Origin of the sequence: Pseudidiomarina aestuarii, from assembly GCF_048263735.1 — a bacterium.
Taxonomy (GTDB): domain Bacteria; phylum Pseudomonadota; class Gammaproteobacteria; order Enterobacterales; family Alteromonadaceae; genus Pseudidiomarina; species Pseudidiomarina aestuarii_B.
In genome coordinates, this window is record NZ_JBLXDX010000003.1 from 259,150 (window position 1) to 273,168 (window position 14,019).

Sequence of the window (14,019 nt, forward strand, 5' to 3'; positions counted from 1 at the left end):
AGCCCGCACTCAGATGCGGGCTATTTTTTGGGTCGGAAAGGTTGTATCACAGCCTCGTCACACTCCAAATAAGGCCCGTTCATCAAATCAATGCAGTAAGGAATGGCTGGGAATACAGCGTCTAAACACTGGCGAATAGCTTTGGGTTTGCCGGGCAGGTTCACAATGAGACTTGAACCTCTTAACCCTGCAGTTTGACGAGACAAAATTGCCGTCGGCACATATTTTAGGGATTCCGTCCGCATGAGTTCACCAAAACCTGGCATCATCCGGTCACACACTTCTTGTGTCGCTTCTGGTGTCACATCTCTCTCTGCCGGACCAGTGCCTCCTGTGGTGACCACCAAACAACACCCTTCATCGTCGACCATGGAGCAAAGCGTTGCAGCAATGACTTCCTGCTCATCAGGTATCACTCGATAGACAGCTTGCCACGGAGACGTTAAATATTCCTCTAGGGTTGATTCAATGGCTTTACCAGAAATATCTTCATAAATGCCAGCGCTGGCACGATCACTGACCGTCAAAATGCCAATTTTTGCAGGTTTCTTTTCAATTTTCATATGAATCTGGTGTCTCCTGTACCTGCACCAGGCCCGCTAGCTTCAGCCAATAACCATTACTTTCGGACGTGGATAAGCGCACTGACTGTGCGCCATGTTGATTTTTCTGAAAACGCTGAAGCCAAACTAGGCTGTCATTTGGTTCTGGACTTAAGCGTACCATATCCACTAATTCGTGCATGCCATTGAGTTGGTTGATGAGGTTATAACGACTCCCTGACTGCGTTTGAATGCCATTTAACACAAACACATCGGTACCATCTTGACTAGTCACTGAGCGTCCTTGTGGATATTTAATACAGCACAGTTCACATTGGTCTTTCGAACGATTTTCCGAACGTGCAGTAAAGCAACGGCCGGACCACGCCAACGGTAGATGACCAAAAGCAAAAACTTCTGTTTCAAAACAATCGCGGACACTATCAATCATGGACTCAGAGAGCAGCTCCACTAACCAGTCTCGGGACAATTCAGCAGGTATGACCCAGCGCTTCATACCCATGCCGATAAATTTCCGTAAACTGTGCTGGTTATAGATTTGCAATGCCGCGCCACCCACGAAGGGTAACTTCTGTTCGGCAAGCATACTGACGGCCCCAACATCATTCGCTTCCACCATAAATTCACCATTGTCACAGTACTTCCGCAACTCCCGAAGCTCAGAGGGTGCCTCAAGCAAGGTCATTGTGGAGAGGCAGACCTGTTTACCAGCCTCGCGAAGCATTTGTGCAATATGAAAATAATTTTCAAATTTAAGTTCGCGTCGTTTGCTACAGACTGTTTCGCCCAAATAAACACAGTCCACATCAGATTCTGCGACCTGTTGATAAAACGCTTCAACTTGTTGACGCGGCCAATAATAAAGAATGGGTCCAAATGAAAATTGCATAATTTACTTCCATTTTCGATGGTAGGCGCCGAGTGTCGTTTGACTGCCTTCTGAGAGTCCAGATAGCACTGCATCCCACTCTGCTGAAACCGTAAAACGCTCAGGATCGATCATGACCGCATCTATGGCTTGTCGCCAGACTCGGGTGATCTGCGCAACATATGCTGGACTGCGCTGACGACCTTCAATCTTCAAGCTCGAAATACCCTCGCGATAGAGCTCCGGCAATAGATCTAGAGTATTGAGACTCGTCGGTTCTTCCAAAGCATGGTACGTTTCATCACCTACTTTAAAACGTCCTTTGCAGAGGGTTGGGTAACCCGCTGTTTCATGAACTGAAAAACGATCAATCATGATGCCATTTAAACGTGATTCTAAACCGCCATCACTCGTTTCATCCCAACGAACAAACTGTGCTGGTGAGCATGCGCCTGCAGTATTAGGTGATTGTCCCGTCATGTAGGAACTTAGGTAACATCTTCCCTCAGCCATGATGCATAAACTGCCAAATGCAAAGACTTCGAGCTCTATATCCGTTGTTCGTGCCAGCGCGCGGACTTGCTGCATTGACAACACGCGCGGCAGAACCACACGTTTGATTCCAAACTGTTTGTAAAAATCGATTGCCGCTGCATTCGTTGCCGACGCTTGAACACTAAGGTGTAACTCAAGTTTCGGATACCGCTCTGCGGCATAGGCGAGCACTGCTATATCAGCAACAATCAGCACATCGACTCCGACAGCAGCGGCATCATCAATGGCTTGACGCCAATGATCCCAAGTACTGACATGAGCAAAGGTATTGATGGCCACGTGAATTTTTTTTCCGTAGCGATGTACCAAACGGACAGCTTCCCGCAGTGTCGAAACATCAAAGTTCAATCCAGCGAAATGACGCGCGTTCGTTTCGCCTTTGAAACCGACGTATATTGCATCCGCACCATTCTCGAGTGCTGCTTTTAAGGCTGGCATACTGCCAGCAGGACAAAGAAGTTCCATTTTATTGATCCGTGCCATGAACATGCATCCATAATGGCAATTATAATCCCTGATAACTTTGATGACGCGCAAAAACAGGAACAATGAATGGCTATTCCTAAAGGAGTAGAACACACTCCCGAACGACTAAAACAGACTCTGAGATGGGTACCTAAGCCACTAATTTATGGCGGTATAACACTCTTATTTGGTCGTATTTTTAAAACTGATTGTGAGCGCGGATCATTTGATTTTTTGATAGGTAAAAAAGTCTTCATTACAATTAGCGATATCGAATTACAATTTCAGGTCAGTGCAACAAAGCGTTATCAGCGGACATTTCTTAACGTCACTCCTATAACTACCGAAGCAGATGTTTCCATGCGGGTTACCTGGTCAGCTCTATTGCAACTGACAACTCAAAAAGTGGATCCTGACACGCTGTTTTTTAAGCGCAAGCTTCTACTCACCGGTGATACTGAGTTAGGCCTACGGATCAAAAATCTGCTCGATACCATTGAACTCGAACAGCGGTTGCCAGCTGCAGTGCATCAGCAACTGTGTAAATTGGCGGATAAATCCATGATCGAGATCAACTAAGTATCCCTTCAGGAGTATCAAATTTATGATCTAAATCACGTAAAATCTAGGCTCACACATGCAGAACGTTGGGAGCCTAATATGGCTGCAGTAATTTGGAATCAAGCACTGATTGATAAATACAATATCAATGGACCACGTTATACGTCTTACCCTACTGCGCTAGCCTTGCATGGTGGTTTCGAACATCAGAATGTGTTTAATACTTTAGCCAATAGCTCCGAGACACTTAGCCTTTACATCCATTTGCCATTTTGTCACAAGCTCTGTTACTACTGTGGCTGTAATAAAGTCATCACTCGTCATCAACACAAGGCTGATCGTTATCTCGATATGTTAGCCAAAGAAATGGCTATTTATCAGCCTCATGTTGCGCAAAAGCAAGTGAATCAAATTCATATGGGCGGTGGTACCCCGACTTTTCTCACTGAAGAGCAATTGAGTCGCCTGATGACACTGTTGCAGCAACATTTTCATATTACTGACGATGCTGAATTGAGTATCGAGATTGATCCCCGTAGTTGTAGCGACGAGAAGCTAAAACATCTGCGAATACTGGGTTTTAACCGTGTCAGTTATGGTGTGCAAGATTTCGACAAAGAAGTACAAATTGCAATTAATCGCGTACAAGACACTGACTTAATAGCGCATCAAGTGCAGTTGAGCCGAGAACTCGGTTTCCGCTCAATTAACTTGGATTTAATTTATGGTTTGCCTTATCAACAACCAGCCTCTTTCGCCGCCTCTATTGAGCAGGTAATTTCATTGAATCCAGACCGTGTGTCGTTATTTAGTTACGCGCATTTGCCGAGTCGTTTTGCAGGCCAGCGTAAAATTGACGACAGTTCACTACCGACAGCACCTATAAAGCTTGAGTTACTGCAACTCGGCATCACCAAGTTTACTGCAGCTGGCTATCAGTTTATCGGCATGGACCATTTTGCGAAAAGAGAGGATGAGCTGGCAATTGCCCAGCAGCAAGGACGCCTACAACGCAACTTCCAAGGCTATACAACTGAAGGTCAGGATTGCATGCTCGGTATCGGTGCATCTTCTATCAGTCAGATCGACGGCGTACTATGGCAGAATAGCAAAGATTTACCTGACTACTACAAAGCGCTCAAGAATAACCAATTACCCGTGGTGAAAGGTTTCATATTAAGTGATGACGACCGTCTTCGTGCTGCACTAATCTCACAAGTTATTTGTCACTTTGAGCTCGACCTCAATCTATTTACAACAACCTGGAACCTCGATAATTTCTGGCGTTACTTTGCTACTGCAAAAGAAAAGCTCGCACCTTTTATCGAAGATGGACTCGTCGAAGTAGACGATCAGTCATTGAATGTCACAGCTCTGGGACGATTATGGGTACGCAGTATCTGTGCGTGTTTCGACGCATACTTAGATAACGAGACAACGATGCCTCGTTATTCGAAAGTGGTCTAATTAAACTCTAGGCGAACAGCTGTAGTAGTTCGCCTTTCCGATTAACCGTAACAAATTCAGCGATACTGCCTGCCTTAATTTTGTTCACCATTAGAGTCAGCGGCTGGTCGGCCTCATCACTACTGGGTGGATGTCCTGCACGTCCTTCCATACTGGCAATGAAAGCTATATCCCAATCCACTCCAGTATGATGCGACTCCTCTAACAATAGAGAAAAATCAGCTACCTCTTCTGGTAATTTATCAACACAAAGTACTGGTTCCAACGCTCCACCTTGTTGCTGTGCATATCGTTGTTGCTGACTCGCTGTTGCATCTTGTGGCAATTCAGCTTTGGCGAGCACAAAAAGCAAACGTTGTGGTTCAGGCTGTTGTTGTGCAGCAGCAATTAAATCGGAATAGCTTTCAATAACCATAATGGGCATCTCTCGAAATTGATTCAACTGAGGAGTGTACGCGGTTACACCAAACAAACCCATACAACAAAAAAGGGAGCTTAGCTCCCTCTTTGTGAGTAGTTTGTCTGGCACACTTAACTGGCTTGTTGCCATGCGCGCTGTGCAGCACCCACTGGATGCGCCACTTCCGCCTGATGTTGACGATGATAGTGACGTTTATTGTGCTCTTGTTGGCGGCCAGTACTAAAAGCAGAAACACGTTTTAGATAACCGATAACTCGCGTGCCATAATCAATATCCTCAGAGCCACACTCCGAGCATGCTTCGAGTGTTCGTTTATCGATATGTTCACATGCATTGCAAATCGTGATCTTCACATTAATACAAAAATAATTACAGCCTGTACGAGCCGCTGTGTTCAACAACGTTAAGTATCCAGCTTGGGTGAGTTTCTCATCTAGATTGAGATGCAATGCCGAGCCACCATCCAGATATTGAGTTAGCTCTGAACCATGCAAAACAAGTTTATCCAGCGCATTCGAAGCTTCATCTTCAACAACATAAAAATAGGAGTTATAGCAGTCACGAGGGACAAAATATCCATCTGCACGATCCCATTTAGCATTCTTCACACCTAGATTCTCCGCAGGCACAAACTCAGTGTTGAACATATATCCATATTCTTTCCGTGCAGCTCGGTTCGCATCATAAATTACTTTGAGTCGTTCACGGACAAACGCGGTATAGTCGGGATTATTTCCTGCCACAATGCCTTGAGATTCTGCGGCCTCGACCATACCGTTGATACCAATCGTCAAAAACTGCTTATCTAAACTAATGAAACCAGCATCGTATACAGTCAATAGACCGGCTTCTTTGTAAGCTTCCATAAGCTTGCGATACGCCACTTGATACTTCTGGATCTTGTCAATTTCTACAGCAAGATCGCGACCATCTTGCACTAGGCGATTCATATTGATCGTAATCACATTGATAGAGCCGGTCGCCACTCCTCCCGCACCGAGCGTGTAAGAGAATGTGTGATCGCTAATTTCACTGCGTAAACGACAACAGGACGCCAGTGAATCTGCATTATCCGATAAGTAAACAAAGAATGAATTCCCCTCTGCGAGCTCCGTTGCAATTTCTTCAGCAAACGATTGGTCTTTACAGTGTCCATCTTCAGTCAGCATCGCAACCGTAACGACTGGGAACGTCAAGATTGTTTTCTTACGTTCTGCATTAAACCACTGCATAAAGAAATCTTGCAAAGCACTCACTGATGACCATTCAGGTTTGCTGAAATCAGGGAACACGAACGTTCCAAACATGCTGTCAAAGTAGAATCTATCGTAAATCGAAATATTCCAGAACACGCTTTGATACCCTCTTGCTGCGGCTGGCTGATTTAACGCGTAAACAACATGTTGTAGGTGGTTTTCAATTTGACGTCGATGGGTGGTTAAATAATCATCACCGTAATCCTTGCGCGCAAAATAGTCGAAATATGTAAGGAATTCGACGGTGGCTACTGCGCCGGCGAACTGTGAACTAACTGCAAATACGAAGTTCACGAAACAACCACAAAAGCTTTCTAGATGTTTCGGTGCGAGTGATTCACCGCCGAGTTTTGTCAAGCCATCACGTAAGAATGGGTACATGGTCACCGAAACACAGTATGGCTTCAGACTGGTTTCGTCATGCACATAAATTTCATGCTCTTCGATCTGCCGAACATACTCTTGAGCAAGATCATTGCCAAACAACTCAGCAATCTTGCTGCTGACCTGCTTGCGATTAACCTGGACGAAGAAATCCTTCATCAGCTCAGCTTCTAGTGTCGCAATATTTTTTTGTGTCACGTTGGCATTGGCATCCATTTTCGAGCCATCTGCCGCATTTTGTGCTTGCAGATACTCATGGATGAACTGCATTTTGTTATCGAGTTGATCTGGATGTAAGCGCAGCATTTTGTCCTTCCTTATTTAGTTCGATAAATTCCGGGCAAAATAATGCGTTGAGTACTTTGCCCGAGCGCAAATCGTAAAATCTTTGGTTAGTTTTAGGACTCATCAGTCCCCCGCGCTCAGCGACCCACGGTCCTGTCTTTAAATAATCGAGGTGTTTTTTCAGACCGTCATCAACATCGACTAAGCCGGTATATAAACATGTTGCTAAACCCCGTTGTTTAGCCATATTTAAGAAATAGGTAAGATCTTGCGAATACCATTCACCACCTAGAAATAGAACGGCGGTGATAAGTCCCTGATAACGGTCAAACTGTTGTTGCAGATGACTAGCGGTCAACGGGTGTCCACGATCTGCTGACCAACTGTCTGCGCTATGGCAGCCTTTGCAACCAATTGGACAACCCGTGATGGTATACGCTAACGCTACCTCACCAGGAACTTCTTGAAACACAACCGCTTCCGCACTAAATCGCATAAACCCTATATCCTGTGCCTTATTCAAATTAAAACACTATATCTTGTGTATCAGGCTAGTTGATATGACTAGATTTTCCTTGATCAAGATCAATAAAAACTGTGCGTGGGTAAAAATGACCCAAACATGTAAATTCACCTAGCAGTTGCTTAGGTCTTTTATACCCATAATTATTTTTTAACTATAATTTTCAGAAGCTTAATAATTGGCAGGCTTATTGCAAAGACATTACTGAAGATGAACTCCAACTAATAAGGTGATGTATGGCCGGTTATAAGAAACTTTGGTGGACGCTCATCGCTATTCTGGCGATTACGTTCGGTATTCTTGGGTATTTTGGTAAAGAGGTGTATCGGGAAGCGCCACCAATTCCTGCCAAGTTTGTAACAACAAACGGGCAGGTATTAATGACGGAAGAATCAATTCTTGATGGGCAAACTGCATGGCAATCTGTAGGTGGTATGCAGTTAGGTTCAATCTGGGGTCATGGTGCATATCAAGCACCGGATTGGACAGCGGATTGGTTGCATCGAGAGCTTCTCGCTTGGCTTGAGATAGCTGCTGAGGAAACCTATGCGACAGACTTTGATAAACTGACTCCAGCACAAAAAAATCAACTCGAGTTTGAACTTAAACGGGCTTATCGCACAAATACCTATAATGCCGATAGCAATGAAATTGTTATAGACGAGCGACGCGCTCAAGCTATCACAATCACTGCTGATTATTACGTTCGATTGTTCAACGATGACCCGAGCTTGCGCAGCACGCGTGAGAGCTACGCGATGAAAGAAAACACATTGCCTAGCCTCGAACGACGCCAGAAAATGACACACTTTTTTTTCTGGACTGCATGGTCTGCTGCTACCGAGCGACCCGATAGTAATATCACCTACACAAATAACTGGCCGCATGAACCACTCATCAACAATGTGCCTAGTCCGGAAAATATCATTTGGTCGATTATCAGCGTCATTTTACTTATTGCTGGTGTTGGCGGTTTGATTTGGGCTTGGGCCTTCATACGTAAACACGATGAAGAAGACGTTCAAGTACCCAAGCACGATCCGATTAGTTTGGTAAAGCTAACGCCTTCACAACTGGCATTAGGTAAGTATTTATTTATTGTGGTTGCCTTATTTACGTTGCAGGTATTTTTGGGTGGCTTTACTGCGCATTACACTGTTGAAGGCCAAGAGTTTTATGGCATTAATGTGTCAGAATGGTTCCCTTACAGCTTGGTGCGCACATGGCACATTCAAGCAGCATTGTTCTGGATTGCTACCGGTTTTCTCGCAGCGGGATTATTTCTTGCACCCATTATCAATGGTGGTAAAGATCCAAAATATCAAAAGCTAGGCGTTGATATCTTATTCTGGGCACTAATTGTCGTTGTCGGTGGCACCTTTGTAGGTAGTTTCCTTGCCATTGCGCAAATCATGCCCGAGCATCTCAACTTTTGGCTCGGTCACCAAGGTTATGAGTACGTTGACCTCGGACGCCTTTGGCAGATCGGTAAATTCATCGGTATCGTCTTTTGGCTGGTACTAATGATACGCGGCATTATTGGTGCATTTAAAGTCAAGGGTGACAAAAACCTACTGGCTCTATTTACTGCTTCCGTTGTAGCGATTGGCTTGTTCTACGGCGCAGGATTTTTCTATGGTGAACGCACTCACTTATCGGTCATGGAGTACTGGCGTTGGTGGATTGTGCATCTATGGGTTGAAGGTTTCTTTGAAGTGTTCGCAACCACAGCCATAGCCTTTATCTTCCACAGCATGGGGCTCGTCTCAAGACGCATGGCCACTACAGCCTCACTTGCGTCCGCTTCATTGTTTATGCTTGGTGGTGTACCCGGTACGTTCCATCATTTGTACTTCTCCGGTACAACCACTCCCGTCATGGCAGTGGGCGCAACATTCAGTGCTTTGGAAGTAGTGCCGTTGATTGTGCTCGGTTACGAAGCTTGGGAAAACTGGAGTATGCAACATAAAGCCCCATGGATGGCTCGCATTAAATGGCCACTGATGTGTTTCGTTGCAGTTGCTTTCTGGAATATGTTGGGTGCTGGCGTACTGGGCTTCATGATCAATCCACCTATTTCGCTTTACTATGTGCAAGGTCTAAATACCACACCAACTCATGCCCATGCTGCACTCTTTGGTGTTTACGGCTTCTTAGCGCTGGGCTTTGTTTTGCTTATCTTGCGCTACATACGTCCTCATCTCGCTTTCAATGACAAACTCATGAGCACTGCGTTCTGGTGGATGAATATAGGCCTCGGTTTGATGCTATTCACTAGTCTTCTTCCGATTGGATTCATTCAGTTCTACGCAGCTGTCTCTGAAGGCCTTTGGTACGCTCGTAGTGAAGCCTTTATGCAACAACCATTACTTGAAGGTTTGCGCTGGGTGCGCACCGTTGGTGATGTGATCTTTATCATTGGCGCATTAGCTATTAGCTGGCAAGTCGTCAGTGGCTTGTGGGGCAAACAATCATCAGCAGATGCAGCTGCCCTAAAACAGAACTAGAGAATACCCGTTTTGGGAGGAGCACTTTCCCCACAGTGCCCTCCCCTTTTTGTTTTTGGAGGCGTGTATGTCTGAATCAAATAAACGACAACGCAAGCCCGATACAAGTGATGCGATGCGCACATTGATTCAAACCATTAGAGACACCATTCCTTTCGGCTTAGAGGCCGCAGACATGTGCCAGGGCATATGCCGTGGCTGCTCGAAGAAGATGATGGAGATGCTTGATTCTGAGGTTAGTCAATGGCAAGTCGAACTCGATAACAAGACAGCTGTTCCAACCCTTGCTGACTTAGCTTTTATGAAAAAGCTCGCAAGTCGAACTTACAAAGTATTACAACGCAACAATCTGATCTCAGGCTAAATAAAAAAGCCTCCATAACGGAGGCTTAATCTTTTGGGAAAACGAACGTTACTGCAACAATGGAGAGTCTGAAACCACAAAATCAAAGCCTTGAATATTGGCATCTTGAATAAGAGTATGAATATATTGCGCGACCGCCTTGCGCTCTACCTTTTCATTCAAGTAGGTCTCGATCTTGTCTTTCACTGTCTCATAAGGAAGTTGTTTCCCTGCAATTTTCCGATCGACTGTGACCACATGAAATCCATAACGAGTTTCAACTGGATTCGGCACCAATCCCTCATTTGCTGTAAACACCTGTCGCTCAAATTCGGCGACGGTTTGACCACGACTAATTTGCCCAAGACCACCGGCAGTAGCGCTAGAGGGACACGCCGAATGCTGTTGAGCTAATCGAGCAAAGTCCTCACCTTCACGGAGTTGCTTGATAATTTGTTCGGCCACTATCTTCGCATTGACACGATCTAACTCATCATCAGGTGCTGCAGCAAGCAGGATATGCCGCACTTCCAGTAATGGAGAAGTCATGAACCGTTCGGTGTTTTGCTGATAATAGGTCTCACAAGACTCTTCATCTGCTTTCGGAATTGCCACTTCGCGTTCGATGAGTGCAGCAAGAAAGTCATTATCACTCGACTTTTTACTTTCGTCGGTTACCTGCAGCCCCAGTTTGGCAGCTCGTTGGCGAAGTAGTTCACCGATAACCAACGACTCCGCAGCTTTAGTCATCGCTCGCTCTTGGCTATCTGCGGGATGATATTGCATCTCTGCCAAAATCGCTGGCTCATCGATCGTTTTTTGATTCACTTGGATCATCATTAAACTCCCTAGCGAGCCGCTTTTTGTCGAACAATTTGATGTTGCCGGCGTAGATACTGAACCGGCACGCTAAACATATGCACTAAACGAGTAAACGGGAACACTAAGAAAATAGTCAGACCTAGTGTGATATGTAATTTGAATATCCAGTGAACGTCCGTCATCGCAGCAACCGCTGTACTCGCATCAAATGTCAGTGTGTTCTGTGCCCATGACATCAGTAAGAGCATGGTTGAACCATCTAGGTGATCGAGAGATACAAAAATCGATAACATTCCCAATATTAATTGCGCATACAGCAATAGCAGAATTACGATATCCATGGCACTGCTATTGGCACGGATGCGGGGATTCTTGAGCCGACGCACAATTAAGATAGTCATCCCGTAAAAGCATACGATACCAGCTAAACCACCAGCAATAATGGCTATCAACTGTTTCGTGCCTGCACTGATACCAAGTACATGCCAAACTGCGTTGGGAGTTAATAAGCCAACAAAATGCCCCGCAAATATAGCTAAAATACCAATGTGAAAAGCGATGCTGCCGCGACGCAGCTGCTTTTTTTCCAATAACTGGCTGGAGCCAGTCTTCCATGTGAATTGCTCACGATCGTAGCGTACCCATGTACCTATAAACATCACCGCTAATGCAATGTATGGATAAATACCAAAGAAAAATGTGTTGAGATAATTCATGGTGAAACTCCTTAAGCGTCCGCGGCGTTTTTCACATTATTCAATTGATCGAGATTCAATGGGATGAACTGATCACGACGCTGTCCTTCTGCTGGACGATTTTGTGCTGTCGAACAGGTGTTGGTTGCATCATTACCAGTGAAGGTCACCATTTCTTCTTCCCAAACTTTATCGAGTTCCTTAGGCGTATCGTCGCGCTTTTCACCCTTGACTTGCTGGCGAACATCTCCGAGATCAATTTCGATTGCGGCAAGTTCAATTAAACATTGGAATAATGCGGCATAGTTACTATCACGTTGTTCGAGGCGAGCAGCTAATACTGCCAAAATATGTACGACCTCGGCTAAACCCTCACGCGCGTTGTCGTCGCCCTGGGTAGACAAAAACTCGAGATATAGCGGAATGTAGTCAGGTAATTCTTTAATACCGATTTCCAAACCTGCTTGTTGATATTGGCTCATCAAATCAACCATCGCCTGACCACGGTCACGTGATTCACCATGAACATGTTCAAACAATAACAACGACAGCGAACGACCGCGCTCAAACAGACTGTCATACTCAGACTGCCAATCCATCAAGTTGCCTTTGGTGCGTTCGACAATAAAAGAATCCAATGCTTGTTTATTGGCGTTGCTAAGTGACGATTCATTGACGAGTGCTCGAAGCTCTACCGTTGCCTCCAAAATCTCGTCACGTGGATAGTCAAGCAACAGCGAAATAGCTTGTAAAACTTGCATGTGATTACTCCTTCACCGTTACAGGAATGACTTGTCGCACGCTTTGTTTTTTCGCACCAAACAAACTCACTCCATTGTTACCGTCACTGCAACCGTTGCCAAAAGTGAAGCCACAACTACCTTTTAAGTCGTAGGCATTTTCTGCATAGGCACGATGACTAGTCGGGATTACAAAGCGATCTTCATAATTAGCCAGTGCCATATAGCGATACATTTCTTCTACTTCATGCTTAGTTAGACCAACTTGTTTCAGCACGTCGAGATCTTCTACACCATCCACATGCTGACTGCGTTTATAGGCTCGCATAGCAATCATGCGCTCCAGTGCACGAACAATAGGTGCTTCATCTCCAGCGGTTAACATATTGGCTAGATAACGTAGTGGAATCCGGAGAGATTTCAAATCTGGAATTTCACCGTTCAAACCCACATGTCCTGCTTCCACCGCACTTTGAATAGGTGATAGTGGTGGCACATACCAAACCATTGGCAATGTTCGATATTCCGGGTGTAACGGCAGCGCGACTTTCCATTCCATTGCCATCATATAGACTGGCGAGCGTTGCGCAGCTTGAATCCAGTTGTCAGCTATGCCCTCTTTTCGGGCTGCGGCTTGTACTTCCGGATCATGCGGGTCCAAGAAAATATCAAGCTGCGCTTGATACAAGTCTTGCTCATTTGGCGTATTGGCTGCTTCTTCTATACGGTCTGCGTCGTATAGGAGCACGCCTAAATAGCGGATACGCCCCACACAAGTTTCAGAACAAGTGGTTGGTTGACCGGCCTCAATACGCGGATAACAGAAGGTACATTTTTCTGATTTACCGGTTTTCCAGTTGTAGTAAATCTTCTTGTACGGGCATCCCGATACACACATGCGCCAGCCACGACATTTGTCTTGGTCGATCAAAACGATACCGTCTTCTTCTCGCTTATATATCGCACCAGATGGACATGCTGCCACACAAGCAGGATTCAAACAGTGTTCACATAAGCGGGGCAAATACATCATGAAAGTCTTTTCAAACTGACCATAAATGTCTTTCTGCACCACTTCATCGAAGTTTTTATCTTTCTTCCGTTTTGCAAACTCAGTACCGAGAATTTCCTCCCAGTTCGGACCCCACTCGATTTTCTCCATGCGCTGACCTGAGATCAGCGAGCGCGGACGAGCAACCGGTTGATGTTTGCTATCTTTTGCGGTGTGCAAATTCTGGTAGTCAAAATCAAATGGTTCATAATAATCATCGATTTCTGGTAGGTCGGGGTTAGCGAAGATATTCGCTAACACACGACGCTTGGCACCGATTTTTAGTTCTAATTGACCGCGCTTATTGCGCACCCAACCACCGTTCCACTTGTCTTGGTTTTCCCATTCTTTCGGAAAGCCAACGCCTGGCTTTGATTCCACGTTGTTAAACCACGCGTACTCAACACCTTCACGTGATGTCCAAACATTCTTACAAGTGATGGAGCAGGTATGACAACCGATACACTTATCCAAATTTAGCACCATGCCAATTTGAGCTCTTACTTTCATGGT

At 45.2% G+C, this 14,019-nt stretch carries 14 protein-coding genes; 4 read left to right on the forward strand and 10 right to left on the reverse strand.

Translation table 11 applies throughout. The features are described from left to right. Positions 1-20 precede the first annotated feature (20 nt). Genes mog through ubiU form a run of 3 tightly spaced genes read right to left on the reverse strand, consistent with a single transcriptional unit; the run spans position 21 to position 2,451 of the window. Positions 21-563, reverse strand: a complete 543-nt coding sequence (mog, locus tag ACN0S4_RS08360; RefSeq protein ID WP_417657231.1) for a molybdopterin adenylyltransferase — start codon at positions 561-563, stop codon at positions 21-23. After that, positions 553-1,452, reverse strand: coding sequence for a U32 family peptidase (locus ACN0S4_RS08365; RefSeq protein ID WP_417657232.1), 900 nt, complete (start codon positions 1,450-1,452; stop codon positions 553-555). Before ACN0S4_RS08365 ends, mog begins: the two co-directional genes overlap by 11 nt. 3 nt (positions 1,453-1,455) lie before the next feature. Beyond that, on the reverse strand, positions 1,456-2,451 hold the full coding sequence (gene ubiU, locus ACN0S4_RS08370) for a ubiquinone anaerobic biosynthesis protein UbiU (RefSeq protein WP_417657464.1): 996 nt from the start codon (positions 2,449-2,451) through the stop codon (positions 1,456-1,458). Between the two features lie 87 nt (positions 2,452-2,538). Between ubiU and ubiT the strand changes: the two genes are divergently transcribed. Then, positions 2,539-3,030 (forward strand): ubiquinone anaerobic biosynthesis accessory factor UbiT, encoded by a 492-nt coding sequence (ubiT, locus tag ACN0S4_RS08375; RefSeq protein WP_417657233.1) that lies wholly within the window; start codon positions 2,539-2,541, stop codon positions 3,028-3,030. 81 nt (positions 3,031-3,111) lie between these two features. Continuing rightward, a complete protein-coding gene (gene hemN / locus ACN0S4_RS08380) occupies positions 3,112-4,479 on the forward strand; it encodes an oxygen-independent coproporphyrinogen III oxidase (RefSeq protein WP_417657234.1) in 1,368 nt (455 codons plus the stop codon). 7 nt (positions 4,480-4,486) lie between these two features. Here the strand turns inward: hemN and ACN0S4_RS08385 are convergent, their stop codons facing one another. From ACN0S4_RS08385 to nrdG, 3 genes are all read right to left on the reverse strand, one after another. Then, the gene (locus tag ACN0S4_RS08385; protein WP_417657235.1) at positions 4,487-4,894 is read right to left on the reverse strand and encodes a ribonucleotide reductase subunit alpha; all 408 of its coding nucleotides are present in this window, start codon (positions 4,892-4,894) and stop codon (positions 4,487-4,489) included. A gap of 116 nt (positions 4,895-5,010) precedes the next feature. After that, positions 5,011-6,846, reverse strand: coding sequence for an anaerobic ribonucleoside-triphosphate reductase (gene nrdD / locus ACN0S4_RS08390; RefSeq protein WP_417657236.1), 1,836 nt, complete (start codon positions 6,844-6,846; stop codon positions 5,011-5,013). Further along, positions 6,815-7,321: an anaerobic ribonucleoside-triphosphate reductase activating protein gene (nrdG, locus tag ACN0S4_RS08395; protein ID WP_417657237.1), complete on the reverse strand. Its 507-nt coding sequence runs from the start codon at positions 7,319-7,321 to the stop codon at positions 6,815-6,817. Before nrdG ends, nrdD begins: the two co-directional genes overlap by 32 nt. A 263-nt stretch (positions 7,322-7,584) precedes the next feature. On the opposite strand from nrdG, the gene ACN0S4_RS08400 reads away from it, so the two are divergent. Together ACN0S4_RS08400 and ACN0S4_RS08405 are read left to right on the forward strand one after the other, a co-directional pair. Continuing rightward, positions 7,585-9,855, forward strand: a complete 2,271-nt coding sequence (locus ACN0S4_RS08400; RefSeq protein WP_417657238.1) for a nitric-oxide reductase large subunit — start codon at positions 7,585-7,587, stop codon at positions 9,853-9,855. A 67-nt stretch (positions 9,856-9,922) separates the two neighbouring features. Further along, complete coding sequence (locus ACN0S4_RS08405; protein WP_417657239.1) at positions 9,923-10,219, forward strand: hypothetical protein; 297 nt, start codon at positions 9,923-9,925, stop codon at positions 10,217-10,219. Positions 10,220-10,267: 48 nt separating this feature from the next. Here ACN0S4_RS08405 and ACN0S4_RS08410 read toward each other — a convergent pair whose 3' ends face one another. Genes ACN0S4_RS08410 through narH form a run of 4 tightly spaced genes read right to left on the reverse strand, consistent with a single transcriptional unit; the run spans position 10,268 to position 14,016 of the window. Further along, complete coding sequence (locus ACN0S4_RS08410) at positions 10,268-11,038, reverse strand: peptidylprolyl isomerase (RefSeq protein WP_417657240.1); 771 nt, start codon at positions 11,036-11,038, stop codon at positions 10,268-10,270. Positions 11,039-11,046: 8 nt separating this feature from the next. Then, positions 11,047-11,736, reverse strand: a complete 690-nt coding sequence (gene narI, locus ACN0S4_RS08415) for a respiratory nitrate reductase subunit gamma (protein WP_417657241.1) — start codon at positions 11,734-11,736, stop codon at positions 11,047-11,049. Between the two features lie 11 nt (positions 11,737-11,747). After that, positions 11,748-12,476, reverse strand: a complete 729-nt coding sequence (narJ, locus tag ACN0S4_RS08420) for a nitrate reductase molybdenum cofactor assembly chaperone (protein ID WP_417657242.1) — start codon at positions 12,474-12,476, stop codon at positions 11,748-11,750. 4 nt (positions 12,477-12,480) lie between these two features. Continuing rightward, positions 12,481-14,016 carry a nitrate reductase subunit beta gene (gene narH / locus ACN0S4_RS08425; protein WP_417657244.1) on the reverse strand — a complete coding sequence of 512 codons (1,536 nt, stop codon included), beginning with the start codon at positions 14,014-14,016 and terminating at the stop codon, positions 12,481-12,483. Positions 14,017-14,019 lie beyond the last annotated feature (3 nt).

Bases quoted from the DNA above. Each gene is read 5' to 3' on its own strand.
- mog (WP_417657231.1), bottom strand. From the start codon at position 563: ATGAAAATTGAAAAGAAACCTGCAAAAATTGGCATTTTGACGGTCAGT.
- ACN0S4_RS08365 (WP_417657232.1), bottom strand. From the start codon at position 1,452: ATGCAATTTTCATTTGGACCCATTCTTTATTATTGGCCGCGTCAACAA.
- ubiU (WP_417657464.1), bottom strand. From the start codon at position 2,451: ATGGAACTTCTTTGTCCTGCTGGCAGTATGCCAGCCTTAAAAGCAGCA.
- ubiT (WP_417657233.1), top strand. From the start codon at position 2,539: ATGGCTATTCCTAAAGGAGTAGAACACACTCCCGAACGACTAAAACAG.
- hemN (WP_417657234.1), top strand. From the start codon at position 3,112: ATGGCTGCAGTAATTTGGAATCAAGCACTGATTGATAAATACAATATC.
- ACN0S4_RS08385 (WP_417657235.1), bottom strand. From the start codon at position 4,894: ATGGTTATTGAAAGCTATTCCGATTTAATTGCTGCTGCACAACAACAG.
- nrdD (WP_417657236.1), bottom strand. From the start codon at position 6,846: ATGCTGCGCTTACATCCAGATCAACTCGATAACAAAATGCAGTTCATC.
- nrdG (WP_417657237.1), bottom strand. From the start codon at position 7,321: ATGCGATTTAGTGCGGAAGCGGTTGTGTTTCAAGAAGTTCCTGGTGAG.
- ACN0S4_RS08400 (WP_417657238.1), top strand. From the start codon at position 7,585: ATGGCCGGTTATAAGAAACTTTGGTGGACGCTCATCGCTATTCTGGCG.
- ACN0S4_RS08405 (WP_417657239.1), top strand. From the start codon at position 9,923: ATGTCTGAATCAAATAAACGACAACGCAAGCCCGATACAAGTGATGCG.
- ACN0S4_RS08410 (WP_417657240.1), bottom strand. From the start codon at position 11,038: ATGATGATCCAAGTGAATCAAAAAACGATCGATGAGCCAGCGATTTTG.
- narI (WP_417657241.1), bottom strand. From the start codon at position 11,736: ATGAATTATCTCAACACATTTTTCTTTGGTATTTATCCATACATTGCA.
- narJ (WP_417657242.1), bottom strand. From the start codon at position 12,476: ATGCAAGTTTTACAAGCTATTTCGCTGTTGCTTGACTATCCACGTGAC.
- narH (WP_417657244.1), bottom strand. From the start codon at position 14,016: ATGAAAGTAAGAGCTCAAATTGGCATGGTGCTAAATTTGGATAAGTGT.